Source organism: Pseudoalteromonas sp. UCD-33C, assembly GCF_001306895.1.
In the GTDB taxonomy this organism is placed as follows: Bacteria; Pseudomonadota; Gammaproteobacteria; order Enterobacterales; family Alteromonadaceae; genus Pseudoalteromonas.
The window spans coordinates 401,397-414,272 of the sequence record NZ_LJTB01000003.1 but is presented as its reverse complement, the minus strand read 5'-3'; the positions used below and the strand labels follow the sequence as shown (position 1 = coordinate 414,272).

The 12,876-nt window shown below is 42.4% G+C and carries 14 protein-coding genes, 3 rRNA genes and 1 riboswitch; of the genes, 15 read left to right on the top strand and 2 right to left on the bottom strand.

All coding sequences use genetic code 11. The annotated features are described in order from the left end of the window. The 14 genes from AOG26_RS10040 to ung all read left to right on the top strand — a co-directional run. Positions 1-202, top strand: a 23S ribosomal RNA gene (locus tag AOG26_RS10040); the annotation flags it as partial. A 125-nt stretch (positions 203-327) separates the two neighbouring features. Continuing rightward, positions 328-442 (top strand): 5S ribosomal RNA (rrf, locus tag AOG26_RS10035). A 75-nt stretch (positions 443-517) separates the two neighbouring features. Continuing rightward, a 5S ribosomal RNA gene (gene rrf, locus AOG26_RS10030) occupies positions 518-632 on the top strand. Between the two features lie 596 nt (positions 633-1,228). Further along, entirely contained in the window at positions 1,229-1,657 is a 429-nt protein-coding gene (locus tag AOG26_RS10025; protein WP_054562340.1) for an FKBP-type peptidyl-prolyl cis-trans isomerase, read from the top strand. An 84-nt stretch (positions 1,658-1,741) separates the two neighbouring features. After that, entirely contained in the window at positions 1,742-2,359 is a 618-nt protein-coding gene (locus tag AOG26_RS10020) for a histidine phosphatase family protein (RefSeq protein ID WP_054562339.1), read from the top strand. Positions 2,360-2,419: 60 nt separating this feature from the next. Continuing rightward, a riboswitch (cobalamin riboswitch) is annotated at positions 2,420-2,487 on the top strand. Positions 2,488-2,590: 103 nt separating this feature from the next. Next, entirely contained in the window at positions 2,591-3,421 is an 831-nt protein-coding gene (locus AOG26_RS10015) for an ABC transporter ATP-binding protein (RefSeq protein WP_054562338.1), read from the top strand. Then, entirely contained in the window at positions 3,414-4,403 is a 990-nt protein-coding gene (locus AOG26_RS20860) for a FecCD family ABC transporter permease (protein ID WP_054562337.1), read from the top strand. Before AOG26_RS10015 ends, AOG26_RS20860 begins: the two co-directional genes overlap by 8 nt. Positions 4,404-4,406: 3 nt before the next feature. Beyond that, a complete protein-coding gene (cobT, locus tag AOG26_RS20855) occupies positions 4,407-5,468 on the top strand; it encodes a nicotinate-nucleotide--dimethylbenzimidazole phosphoribosyltransferase (RefSeq protein ID WP_054562336.1) in 1,062 nt (353 codons plus the stop codon). Beyond that, the gene (locus AOG26_RS10000; RefSeq protein ID WP_235575479.1) at positions 5,422-6,276 is read left to right on the top strand and encodes an adenosylcobinamide-GDP ribazoletransferase; all 855 of its coding nucleotides are present in this window, start codon (positions 5,422-5,424) and stop codon (positions 6,274-6,276) included. The genes cobT and AOG26_RS10000 overlap by 47 nt, the downstream gene beginning before the upstream one ends. Next, a complete protein-coding gene (gene cobU / locus AOG26_RS09995) occupies positions 6,273-6,800 on the top strand; it encodes a bifunctional adenosylcobinamide kinase/adenosylcobinamide-phosphate guanylyltransferase (RefSeq protein WP_054562350.1) in 528 nt (175 codons plus the stop codon). The genes AOG26_RS10000 and cobU overlap by 4 nt, the downstream gene beginning before the upstream one ends. Beyond that, entirely contained in the window at positions 6,800-8,284 is a 1,485-nt protein-coding gene (locus AOG26_RS09990) for a cobyric acid synthase (protein ID WP_054562334.1), read from the top strand. Before cobU ends, AOG26_RS09990 begins: the two co-directional genes overlap by 1 nt. A gap of 9 nt (positions 8,285-8,293) precedes the next feature. After that, positions 8,294-8,893 (top strand): cob(I)yrinic acid a,c-diamide adenosyltransferase, encoded by a 600-nt coding sequence (cobO, locus tag AOG26_RS09985; protein ID WP_054562333.1) that lies wholly within the window; start codon positions 8,294-8,296, stop codon positions 8,891-8,893. Between the two features lies 1 nt (position 8,894). Next, positions 8,895-9,752: a cobalamin-binding protein gene (locus AOG26_RS09980; protein WP_054562332.1), complete on the top strand. Its 858-nt coding sequence runs from the start codon at positions 8,895-8,897 to the stop codon at positions 9,750-9,752. Further along, a complete protein-coding gene (gene ung, locus AOG26_RS09975) occupies positions 9,749-10,441 on the top strand; it encodes a uracil-DNA glycosylase (protein WP_054562331.1) in 693 nt (230 codons plus the stop codon). The genes AOG26_RS09980 and ung overlap by 4 nt, the downstream gene beginning before the upstream one ends. Here the strand turns inward: ung and AOG26_RS09970 are convergent, their stop codons facing one another. Continuing rightward, positions 10,442-10,630, bottom strand: coding sequence for a DUF3545 family protein (locus tag AOG26_RS09970; protein ID WP_054562330.1), 189 nt, complete (start codon positions 10,628-10,630; stop codon positions 10,442-10,444). A 185-nt stretch (positions 10,631-10,815) separates the two neighbouring features. After that, the gene (tal, locus tag AOG26_RS09965) at positions 10,816-11,766 is read right to left on the bottom strand and encodes a transaldolase (protein ID WP_054562329.1); all 951 of its coding nucleotides are present in this window, start codon (positions 11,764-11,766) and stop codon (positions 10,816-10,818) included. Between the two features lie 222 nt (positions 11,767-11,988). On the opposite strand from tal, the gene yaaA reads away from it, so the two are divergent. Then, positions 11,989-12,768 carry a peroxide stress protein YaaA gene (yaaA, locus tag AOG26_RS09960; protein ID WP_054562328.1) on the top strand — a complete coding sequence of 260 codons (780 nt, stop codon included), beginning with the start codon at positions 11,989-11,991 and terminating at the stop codon, positions 12,766-12,768. Positions 12,769-12,876: the final 108 nt, after the last annotated feature.

The following is a 12,876-nucleotide window of genomic DNA, read 5'->3' as shown; positions in this document are numbered from 1 at the left end:
CCAATGGCACTGCCCGGTAGCTACGTTCGGAACTGATAAGCGCTGAAAGCATCTAAGCGCGAAGCAGGCCTCGAGATGAGTTCTCACTAGACTTTTAAAGTCTCTGAAGGGCCGTTGAAGACTACAACGTTGATAGGCAGGATGTGGAAGTGGTGCGAGCCATTAAGCTAACCTGTACTAATTACCCGTGAGGCTTAACCATACAACGCCAAACGCGTTTTATGACAGCGTAACAGACAGAAGTTAAGTTACTAAAGTAGACATTTACTTAATATCAGAATTCCAGATTTATTAATTTGCTCAAAAGAGCGAATTAAACCAAATTTGCTTGGTGACAATAGCGTTTTGGACCCACCTGACCCCATGCCGAACTCAGTAGTGAAACGAAACAGCGCCGATGATAGTGTAGCAGCTGCTATGTGAAAGTAGGTCATCGCCAGGCTCCAAATTCAGTCGCAAGACATTAAATTAAGTCGAAAGACTATAAAAAAATAATAAGAAAGTTGAAAAGAATTTTCTTGGTGACAATAGCGTTTTGGACCCACCTGACCCCATGCCGAACTCAGTAGTGAAACGAAACAGCGCCGATGATAGTGTAGCAGCTGCTATGTGAAAGTAGGTCATCGCCAGGATCCTATTAAAGAAAGCCCGATTCGAAAGAGTCGGGCTTTTTTGCGTCTGGGAGCTATCCACACAACGTGCCCTATTCATTCGCCAGGTAGGTTGGGTAGAGCGGAGCGAAACCCAACATGAGTTAGCGAGTTGCTAGTTAGCAAGGGTAAAGTTGAACTGTTTGGTTGTTTAGTACAGAGTCACCCTCAGCAACAAACCCCGTAGGAGGCACTTCAGTGCCGAATTTAAACTATAACAAACACATTCATGGCTGAAGCCATTCCTACAAGTAGACTTTACCTAAAACCTAAAACCTAAAACCTAAAACCTAAAACCTAAAACCTAGAGCCTAGAGCCTAGAGCCTAGAGCCTCCGGCAGAGGAAGACGCAGAACCAAACACCCACACCGCGCGGCTGATCGCTGACGGCTGAAAGCTGATAGCTCTGTGTTGGGTTTCGCTGCGCTCTACCCAACCTACGGCAGACCCTCAAACTTTACTCTTTCTAACTCGTATCTTTCCCCTTTCTTACTTACAACTTTACTCTCGCAAACTTGCTTCCCTAACCTTGTTATGCGATAAAGCGTTTTATATTTGTAATACAATTAAGGTGTGCTGTGTCTCGTAAGAAAACGACCAAGTCAAAAGGCTCTTCAGGTTTAAATCGTAAAAATAGTGAAGCATTTATTGCTAAGTTCTCTTCGCATCCAGATACACATCTATGCCCGTCGGGTTTAATGTATAAAGTGATTGATGATGTTGAAGGAGAACGCATATCAGAATTCGATACAGTGGTTATTAACCAACGTATTATGCTTGCTGATGGCAATGTGATTGCCGACAGTTATAAAGCCGGTATGCCCGAAGTGTTCGCTTTATCTGAAGCTATAGAAGGGTTAAGAGAAGGTTTATTATTAATGAATATCGGTTCTCGCTATGAATTTGTGATCCCTCCAGAGCTTGCTTGGGGTAAAAAAGGTAACGGTGGCAAGATTGGCGCAAATGCAGTGCTACATTTTGACGTTCGTTTAATGCGTCTAGCTTAACTCTCTTCGGATGAGTACTTTAGCATAAGTCGACAGGCTACTTAAAACGCGTTAACGTTCACTATTGGTTTACTGAGGAACATTATGGACGCATTTACTTCACGAGTTTACTTTCTTCGCCATGGTGAAATCGCTACGCCTGGAATTCTTTCTGGGCAAATCGATGTTGGTTTATCTGAGCAAGGCCTTGAACAAATGCGCCAAGCCTCTGCCGAGCTCATACATTTAAATGCCATATATAGTTCACCGCTAAAGCGTTGCTCAGTCCACGCTGATTATTTAGCAAATCAACACTCACTGCATGTACACTATTATAACGCGCTAAAAGAGTTTAATTTTGGTGATTGGGATGGCCAAGATTACCAACAGCTTTGGCAGCAAACGAGTAAGCCTCATATTGGTGATTTTTGGCAACACCCTTGGCAAGTAAAAGTGCCCAATGGTGAATCTATGGCTGATTTTTACGCTCGGGTAGAGGCATGGTGGCACACGTTTTTGCAATCATTGTGTGAATCTAAGCATGAACAGTCATTGGTAATAAGTCATGCAGGTGTGATTAAACAAATTCTCGCTATTGTATGTCAGATGCCAAAACAATCAGCCACGCATTTAAATGTTTTTCACCTTCCTTATGCGGGGCTTATTACACTCGATGTATATATAGATGAACAAGGACAAGCTTGGCCTAAAATTGTTTTTTAGCCATCTAGAGCGATATTCATTGAATTATTTACTTAGCCCGCCATAATACTCATATGCTATGGAATGGAGTGAAATTCTCCAGCTGTTCCCGCAACTGTAATCCATCTAAATAATGGTCAGCCAGATACTTAGCACTAACAATTAATCATCGAGCGGGTCAACTCACATCATTTTCTGGTACTTACCAGTGCTTTCTTGTGCGTTGCGATTACTCGCCAAGAGAGAATAAGCTTGCAACAAAATAGCCTTAGCGCTGCGCCATTAATATCAGTGTCTGATTTAAGTTGGGGTACTGCGAATAAAACGATACTTAAATCAATTAACCTTGAGTTAAAAGCAGGGCAGTTTATCGGTCTACTCGGCCCCAATGGGGCAGGTAAATCAAGCCTACTGCGTTGTCTTTATCGTTACTTGAAACCTCAGCAAGGGGTTGTGCTGCTGAGCGGTCAAGATATTTGGCAAATCAGTGCTGATGAATATGCAAAGCAGGTTGCAGTTGTTTTACAAGAGTCTCCATCGCAGTTTAATTTGTCTTTGTTCGATGTAGTGAGTTTAGGCTTAACACCTCATAAGCGGCTTTTCAGCGCCACGTCTGCCAATGATAAGCTGCGAATATATCAAGCGATAGAGCAGGTAGGTTTGTCTCATCATAGTGAGCAAGCATTTGATTCGCTCTCAGGTGGCGAAAAGCAAAGAGCGCTTATTGCACGCTCTATCGTACAACAACCTAAGTTGCTCATCATGGATGAGCCTACCAGTCACCTTGATGTTAAATACCAAATTCAAATAATGGAATTAGCAAAGTCCCTCGATGTGACAGTGCTTGCCTCTTTCCATGATTTAAATCTCGCAGCGAGTTTATGTGATGAATTATTGGTGATTGATGAAGGGCGTTTGGTTTGTCAGGGGCAACCAAAAGCGGTGCTTACTGAGCAGCTGTTGAGTGATGTATTTGGTGTCTGCGCAGCGGTATCTGCTCACCCGCAATCAAGCTCTGATAAGTTTATTCCGCACATCACTTATTTTTATGGCTATCAGACACAGGAGCATCAAAATGACTGATGCAATGCGTTTAAGTATCTGTGTTGTCGTAGGGCTTATTAGTTGTATTTTAGCATTGAGCTTTGGTGCTGCAAATACGCCACTGAGTGATGTTTTTAATGGTTTGTTTAGCCAAGATAGCGATGAATTTGTGCAGCGTATTATTTGGCAGCTGCGTATGCCAAGAACGGTGCTGGCATTTTTAGCAGGCTCAGGGCTTGCTCTGGCAGGACTAATTTTGCAGACCGTAACCCGAAACCCGCTTGCTGACCCTTACTTGTTTGGTATTTCTTCTGGGGCTTCATTTGGTGTGGTGTGCTTTATAGCCCTAACCGGTGTGAGTTTTGGCTTTAGTATGTCAGTTGCAGCATTTGCCGGAAGCTTACTTTCTATGCTGTTGCTTATTGCTATTGCAGGGCGTCGCCATGTTGGTCAAGTTGAAGCCATGTTACTCGCTGGTGTTGCTTTATCTTTTTTATTTAGTGCTCTGACTAGTCTGCTGCTTTATTTTAGCGACCCTCAAGCTATAACCGCTATTTTGTTTTGGACGATGGGCAGTTTTTCTCGTGCACAGTGGGACACTCTTTGGCTGCCGTTTACAGTAATTATTGCCTGTATGACGCTGATGATTGCATTTCGTCGTCAGCTTAATGCAATGCTGCTTGGTGATGAAAGTGCTGCAACCTTGGGGATTCATGTGCAACGCTTTCGGATCATGATGCTGCTGCTAAGTTCATTAATTACAGCTGTGCTTGTTGCTATGTGCGGTGGCGTTGGTTTTGTCGGCCTGATGATCCCACATATTGTGCGCTACTTTTCACCGCAAGGCAGCAGCCATAACTTAGTTATGACCTCCTTGGTCGGAGGTATTTTTATGGTGTGGGTAGATGTGTTATGCCGAACCCTATTGAATAACCAAGAACTACCCGTAGGTGTGATCACAGCCGCTATTGGTAGCGTGTTCTTTTTATTCTTACTTTATTTTCGTAAACAGAGCAGGTAGCTAATGTTTAATATCATGCCTATTAATCAGCGATTTTCAGCTGTAATTCAACAAAAAATAGACCTCAAAACAAAGCCGTTAGGAGCTTTGGGTCAGCTTGAAAGTTGTGCTAAACAATTAACGCTTATTTTTTCAAAGCAACTTGATAGTGAGCAGGCGCTAGTTGCCTTTAAACCTGTTATTTCAAACCCTTCTCTAGTTGTATTTGCGGGTGATCATGGTGTGGCAAGCCAAGGTGTGTCGATTGCTCCTAGCTGCGTTACATCTCAAATGGTGGCAAACTTTGCAGCAGGAAGTGCAGCGATTAATGTATTTTGTCGCCAGCTTGGCTGGCAGCTAGAAGTTGTAGACGCTGGAACACTCAGTACTTCACACAATAAAAGTGTGCATAACCAGCGTTTAGGTGAAATCACTGCACCACTAAATACTGAAATGGCCATGTCACTTAGCCAGGTTGAAAAAGGGTTTGCATTAGCCAAACAGCGAGTTCATTCACTCTATGAGCAAGGTTGTAATACCATCGCCTTTGGTGAGATGGGTATTGGCAATACCACAAGTGCTGCGGCATTAATGGCTGCCTTGTTGTCGTTACCTGCTAGCCAATGTGTTGGTAAAGGCACAGGTGTGAGCGACGAGGTTGTTGCTAAAAAAATTAAAGTTGTTGAGCAAGCCCTTCAATTACACCAAGCTCATTTTAGCGATCCGCTAATGACGCTTGCGGCATTAGGTGGTTTTGAAATTGTACAGATCACCGGTGCTATTTTAGCTGCTGCGGAGCTTGGCATGGCAGTGATCGTGGATGGCTTTATTTGTACTGCTGCAGCGCTTGTTGTAACTCACATTAATGCAAACGCTCGTGATTACATGTTATTTGCTCATGCCTCTGATGAACAAGGGCACAAAGCAATGCTCAATGCCTTGCACGCATCACCTTTATTGCAGCTTGATTTAAGGTTAGGAGAGGGCACTGGGGCTGCGCTTGCCTTACCTTTACTGCAAGCATCTTTGGCGTTTTACAATGACATGGCAAGTTTTGCCGATGCCAATGTTGAGCAAGTTGTCTGATATGAGCGCTGAACAACACACTTCTGACTCTACCCCAAGTCAGTTTCAACTATTTTTACTGGCGCTTAGTTTTTTAACGCGTATACCCGTTAAGTTAAACTTTGCAGTATCGAGTCAGGCACTCAATCAGGCCAGCCGTTATTTTGCATTGGTCGGCGTGATTTTAGGTGTAGTTTTAGCGCTGAGTTTTTTACTGCTAAGTTGGTTATTCCCCGCAGCCATTTCAGTTGCCTTAGTTATGGCGTTTAGCTTGATAATCACAGGGGCATTTCATGAAGATGGCCTTGCTGATGTCTGGGATGGCTTTGGTGGTGGTTGGCACGTTGCAGATAAGCTGAGCATTATGAAAGATAGTCGCTTAGGTACCTATGGTGCAGCGGCGCTTGTGATGGCCTTATTAATTAAATACCAAACACTCGTTGCACTTAGTGAAGTAACCAGTACTGTGATTATTGCACTTGTTTTAGGGCAAAGCTTAAGTCGGGTTGTAGCAACAAGTTTAATTGCAGGTATGGACTATGTAAGTCAGGACGCCACATCTAAAGTAAAGCCAATTGCGATGCATTTAAGCACGCAAAGTTATCAAATACTGCTAGCAACTGGCGGTGCGGTGTTAGCAATTGCATGGTTGTTTTTTGGCTTTACTTTAGGGCAATTATTAATCCTCATCAGTGTGCTTTTTGTTACTCGTTTACTATTAAAGCGCTGGTTTGAAAAACAGTTATCTGGCTACACCGGCGATTGCTTAGGAGCAGCCCAGCAAGTATCTGAGCTTGTTACCTACCTTTGCTTGGTGAGTTTATTATGAGCCAGCAAAATACTTTAATTTTAGGTGGTGCTCGCAGCGGTAAAAGCCGTTTTGCTGAGCAGCTGGCAACAAATTCAAACAAGCCGCTTATCTACATCGCCACAGCCAATGCGGGTGATGAAGAAATGACAGCCCGAATTAATAGGCATCAAGCTGAGCGGGCTAAGCATTGGCAACTTGTTGAAGAGCCTTTGTATTTGGCTAAAGCACTACAACAACATAGCCAAGCTGAAAACTGTATTTTAGTGGACTGTTTAACGCTGTGGTTGAGTAATTGCCTATGCCAGCAGGGTGAAGCATTTTGGCTTGAGCAAAAAGCGTCCTTACTCGATGTGTTATCGCAATTGCCGGGTGAGGTTATTTTTGTCAGCAATGAAGTGGGTCATGGCATTGTGCCGCTCGGTGAATTAAGCCGTCAGTTTGTTGATCATTCAGGTTGGTTGCATCAAGCCTTAGCACAGCAAGTTGCACGTGTTGAGTTTGTGATTGCAGGTCTTGCACAAACCTTAAAAAGAGAACAATGATGAAAACAATAATGGTGCAAGGCACGACCTCAGATGCAGGTAAAAGTACTCTTGTAGCAGCACTTTGCCGGATCTTTGCTGAGCGAGGCATAAAGGTTGCGCCCTTTAAGCCACAAAATATGGCGTTAAATAGCGCTGTAACCGCAGATGGTGGCGAGATAGGTCGCGCACAAGCTTTGCAAGCTGTAGCGGCAAAAGTCCCCGCAGAAGTCGATTTTAACCCTATCTTATTAAAACCTAACAGTGATACTGGGGCGCAGGTAATCGTTCATGGTAAAGCGCTGTCGAATATGGAAGCAGGCAGTTATCACGACTACAAAAAAGTGGCGATGGATGCAGTTCTTACTTCGCAGCAGCGCTTAAGTGAGCGTTTTGAATTACTGGTTGTTGAAGGTGCTGGGAGCCCTGCAGAAATTAACCTGCGCGAAAACGATATTGCCAATATGGGTTACGCCGAGGCGGTAGATTGCCCAGTGATCATTATTGCCGATATTGACAAAGGCGGTGTGTTTGCTCATTTAGTCGGAACGTTAGCCTTGTTGTCAGAATCAGAGCAAGCACGAGTAAAAGGCTTTGTGATTAATCGTTTTCGGGGCGATATTGCGTTATTGCAAGGTGGCCTTGATTGGTTAGAGCAATACACCAATAAGCCAGTACTTGGGGTATTACCTTATTTACATGACTTAGCACTAGATGCTGAAGATGCCGTTGCTATAACTAATCAGGTCGATAAACCGCAATTATGCATAGCAGTGCTGCTACTTCCTCATATTAGTAATCACACAGACTTTGATGCACTGCGACTACAACCAGAAATCGATTTACAGTATGTACGTCATACTCAGGCTATTCCAAGTGTTGATCTGATTATTATACCGGGCAGTAAAAATGTACTCAGCGATTTAGCGTTTTTAAAAAATGAAGGTTGGCATAAACAAATAACACGTCATTTACGCTATGGCGGTAAAGTGCTTGGAGTATGCGGTGGGCTGCAGATGTTAGGTAACTACCTTGCTGATCCACATGCAGTGGAGTCTAATTTAGGCAGCGCAGTAGGGCTTGGGCTTGCTGACTTTGAAACGCAATTAGGGCAACAAAAAATACTAAGCCAAGTCTCTGGCATACTTCATTTAAACAATAGCGATAAAGCAATATCTGGTTATGAAATTCACGCCGGGATCAGCCAAGGGCCAGCACTTGAAAAGCCATTTTTGAGCTTTAATGATCACCCAAGTGGATTCAAAGTAGATGGTTTTATTAGTGATGATAACCAAATAGCAGGTACTTACTTACATGGCTTGTTCGATACCCCTGAGGGCGTATCTGAGCTAATAACTTGGCTTGCAACAAATAACCAAATTAAACCAATTGATATTAATTTAAACCGTGAACAGCAGTTAAGCCGTTTAGCAAACGTGGTAGCAGAGAATCTCGATATTGAACAAATCATCAATATTTATGAGAACTTCAATTTAGAGACATAAGGAACAACAATGAGCGAACAGAATCAAGATAAGCACCAACAACGCCAGCAAAAAGTAAAAGAAAAAGTCGACGAACGGATTGCTGCTGCACAAAAAGAGCAGGGTATTTTTCAGGTTATAACTGGCAACGGTAAAGGGAAATCGACTTCTGGGTTTGGTACTGTTGCACGTGCGGTAGGTCACGGAATGAAAGCAGCTGTGTGCCAGTTTATTAAAGGCACATGGGAGTGTGGTGAACGCAACCTACTCGAAAAAGCAGGGGTTGAATTTGTTATAATGAACACCGGTTTTACTTGGGAAACACAAAATAAAGAGTCAGATACTGCTGCTGCGCAAGTGACATGGCAAGAAGCGAAAAGAATGCTGAAAGATGAGTCGATTAACCTCGTTATGCTCGACGAAATAACCTATATGATCACCTACGGCTATATTGATTTAGACGAAGTGCTAGAAGCAGTTAGCTCTCGTCCTGCTATGCAATCGGTGATAATTACAGGTCGTGGTGCGCACCGTAAACTGACCGACTTAGCTGATACAGTCAGTGAAGTCAGAAACGTAAAACACGCTTTTGATGCAGGGATCAAAGCACAAAAAGGGTTCGATTTTTAATATGAGAACCATCAAGTTTGCACTCTTAGGGGTTTTATTTTATTTACCTGCATTGGCTCAGGCTCATGAAATTAAAGAGCCGCAGCGTATCGTTGCCTTAGCACCGCACATCGTTGAAAACCTATTTGCGATTGGAGCAGGAGAGCGCATTGTCGGTACCGTTGACTATGCAGATTTTCCTCAGCAAGCGAATGATATCGAACGGGTCGGCGGCTATTACGGCATTAACATGGAAAAACTGTTGTCGTTAAAACCAGACCTAGTTCTGGCTTGGAAAACGGGTAACAAAGCCGAAGATCTCGCTTACATTGAAAAATTAGGTATTCCGGTAGCGTACAGCAATCCAAATCAGGTTGATAATGTGGCTGATGAACTACGTAAACTAGGCACGCTTACGCATTTGCAAACCAAGGCAAATAAAGTAGCTAAAGAGTTTGAAACTAAACTCGAAGCTATTCGTACAGCGCAAGAAGGCAAACCGAAAGTGTCGGTGTTTTATCAATTATGGCCTGAGCCGATGATGACAGTTGGTGGAAATACTTGGATCAATCAGCTATTAACTATTTGTCATGCGGATAATGTGTTTGCTAATAGCGATACAGACTACCCGCGCATTAGTATTGAAAATGTATTGGTTGCCAATCCAGAGGTAGTGATTATTCCAGATGAAAAATCGAAAAAGCCTCAGCCTAAAATTGATTGGCGACAATGGCCTGAATTACCAGCGGTACAGCATAACCAGTTTATTAGTGTAAACGCAGACTTATTGCACCGTTTTACAACCCGTATGCTTGATGGTTTAACTGATATGTGTGGTAAAATAGATGTTTCTCGTCAGCAAATACAGGCTTCAAAATGATCGATTGGCAAACATTTCTAGATACCGAGCTTGCTAAGCCCTACATGCAAGAAACCTTGCAATATGTGGCCGATAGACGCGCAGCAGGCGTTACCGTTTATCCGAAAGACGAACAGGTATTTTCAGCTTTTGATGCTACACCTTTAAATGAAGTTAAGGTGGTTATTTTAGGCCAAGATCCTTACCACGGAGAAGGGCAAGCCCATGGTTTGTGCTTTTCGGTATTACCAGAGGTTAAAAAATTACCACCGTCTTTGAAGAATATGTACAAAGAGCTGGCAACTGATATCGATGGTTTTGAGATCCCTCATCATGGCTATTTGCAAAGCTGGGCTGAGCAAGGCGTGTTCTTACTCAACACGGTATTAACTGTTGAGCAAGGGCAAGCTCATTCTCATAAGCACCTTGGTTGGGAAAAATTTACTGATACAGTAATTGCGCTTATTAATCAGCACTGTGACGGTGTGGTGTTTGTGTTATGGGGGGCACATGCTCAGAAAAAAGGTAAACACATTGATACCTCGCGTCATCATGTGATCCAAGGCCCGCATCCATCACCGCTTTCTGCACATCGTGGCTTTTTTGGTTGTCAGCATTTTTCAAAGACAAACCAGCTACTTACTGATCAAAATAAAGCGCCAGTAAATTGGTCGTTGCCGCAAATGCAAAAGGCCCTTGCGGGCCTTTAATTAAAAGTCTAATTCATCAAGCTCAATGCTGTCTGTGAAATAGTCTAACTCCTGTAGTTCTTTGCGAAGTCTATGCTTGTCTTTCAAAGCTTCGATTTCGCGCCATTTTCTCTTTTTATTTTTTGTAGAGGTCTTTTTTGTTTTACTAGGACCTTCTAATATTTCTAAAATATCGTCTAGGCTATCCATGAACTTCTCCTATTGATTTTTTGAACCTCGGAAATACCTATACCACAGGCTGCTCAAAAATAGAATAAAAAAGTGACAATACTGTTACAGAAGTGTGATTGATAGATGAATAGATCAAAGGATTAGTTATTTTAGAAACAAAAACGCCACCTAGCGGTGGCGTTTAAAAAATGCTGTAATTTGAATTACATTGCTTTAAAGCGTGCTTCTAATTCAAGCTGTGCTTGTGCAAAAGAGCGAATACCCTCAGCAAGTTTTTCTGTCGCCATAGCATCTTGGTTATGTAACCAACGGAACTGGCTTTCAGTTAGTGGTGCTGGTTTTTCTTCAACAGTAAAGTCGCTCTCTAGTAGGTACTCTTGTGCATCCGTTAATTGGCCTAACTCCTCTAAAAGACCTGGGCTAATCGTTAACTTATCACAGCCAGTAAGTGCGATGATCTCGCCTGTGTTACGGAAGCTTGCGCCCATAACAACTGTTTTGTAATCGTGGCGTTTGTAGAATTCGTAAATGCTACGTACAGATTGCACGCCTGGATCGTTTAGCGGATCAGTTGGTTTTTCCATACCGTTAGCAACGTGCCAGTCTAAGATACGGCCAACGAATGGTGAAATTAAAAATACATTTGCATCGGCACATGCGCGTGCTTGTGCTTCAGAGAATAACAGCGTTAAGTTACACTTAGTGCCTTCTTTTTCAAGCTGCTCAGCGGCTTTGATACCTTCCCACGTTGATGCAACTTTGATTAGGATTTTATCTTTGCTAACACCTTCTTTTTCGTAAAGGCTTAGTAAAGTGTGGGCTTTATCGATAGTCGCTTGGGTATCAAATGATAAACGTGCGTCTACCTCTGTTGAGATATAGCCCGGTACGATTTCGCTAATTTCTTTACCAATTAATACAGCAAAGTAATCACATGCTAACTCAAGTTGTTTAGCTGCATCTTGCTCGGTTTCTTTGGCATATTGCCACGCTTTATCTAAATAAGGCTTATACGCTTCAATTTCACTGGCTTTTAAAAGTAGAGATGGGTTTGTTGTTGCATCTTCTGGTTGGTGCTTTTTGATAGCTTCGATATCACCTGTATCTGCAACAATAGATGAATGCTGTTTAAGCCTTTGTAGTGCTGAAGTCATTTGCTTTCCTCATTCCAAGCAAGTTAAAAGAAAATCCATTATAGCGGCCTTTATGCTGCAACACTATGACAGTGTTTAATAGGTCAAATGTCCTTAATACAGAAAACTAGAACATTATGTATGAAAAGAACAGCGGATAAAGGCAGGACGAAACAAAACGTGCATTTTGATTCAATTAATGTTGAAATTGACATCAAACAAATTACAAGTCAATAGCTAAGTATGATCACTGTTATTTCACCTGCAAAAAATTTAGATTACGAAACACCAGCCACGACCGATAAATTCACTCAACCTGAATTACTCGAGCACAGCGAAGAGTTAATGTCAGTTTGCCGTGATTTAACACCAGCGCAAATTGGTAGCCTAATGAAAATCAGCGATAAACTAGCTGGTTTGAATGCGGCACGCTTCGCCGAGTGGTCACAGCCATTTACCCAAGACAATGCAAAACAAGCCGTGCTAGCCTTTAATGGTGATGTATACGGTGGCTTAGATGCGCAAACTCTAAGCGGTGCTGATCTTGATTATGCACAGTCGCACTTACGTATTTTGTCTGGCCTTTATGGTGTGCTTAAACCATTAGATTTAATGCAAGCTTACCGCCTTGAAATGGGCACTAAGTTAGAAAACCCACGTGGTAAAAACTTATATGAGTTTTGGGGCAGTGTTATCGCCGAAAAGCTAAATACAGTGCTTGCTGAGCAAGATAGCAAATACTTGGTAAACCTTGCTTCGAATGAGTATTTTAAAGCGGTTGATAAAAAAGCATTAAACGCACAAATCATCACTCCACATTTTAAAGACTGTAAAAACGGTCAATATAAAGTGATTAGCTTTTATGCGAAAAAAGCTCGCGGCATGATGGCACGTTACATCATTGAAAATAAAATCACCCAATTAAGTGATTTAAAAGATTTCACTGTGGCGGGTTATTACTTTAGTAGCGATGCAACAACAAAAGAATTAGAGCCTGTTTTCTTACGAGAAGAGCAGAACTAATTTTTTAGTAAAATGAATTAGAAGAGCCGTGCTTAGCACGGCTTTTTTATGGTTTTAATACTCTAAATTAGAAATGGCGTTCATCTTGCTAAGTACTTTGTTGAGCAA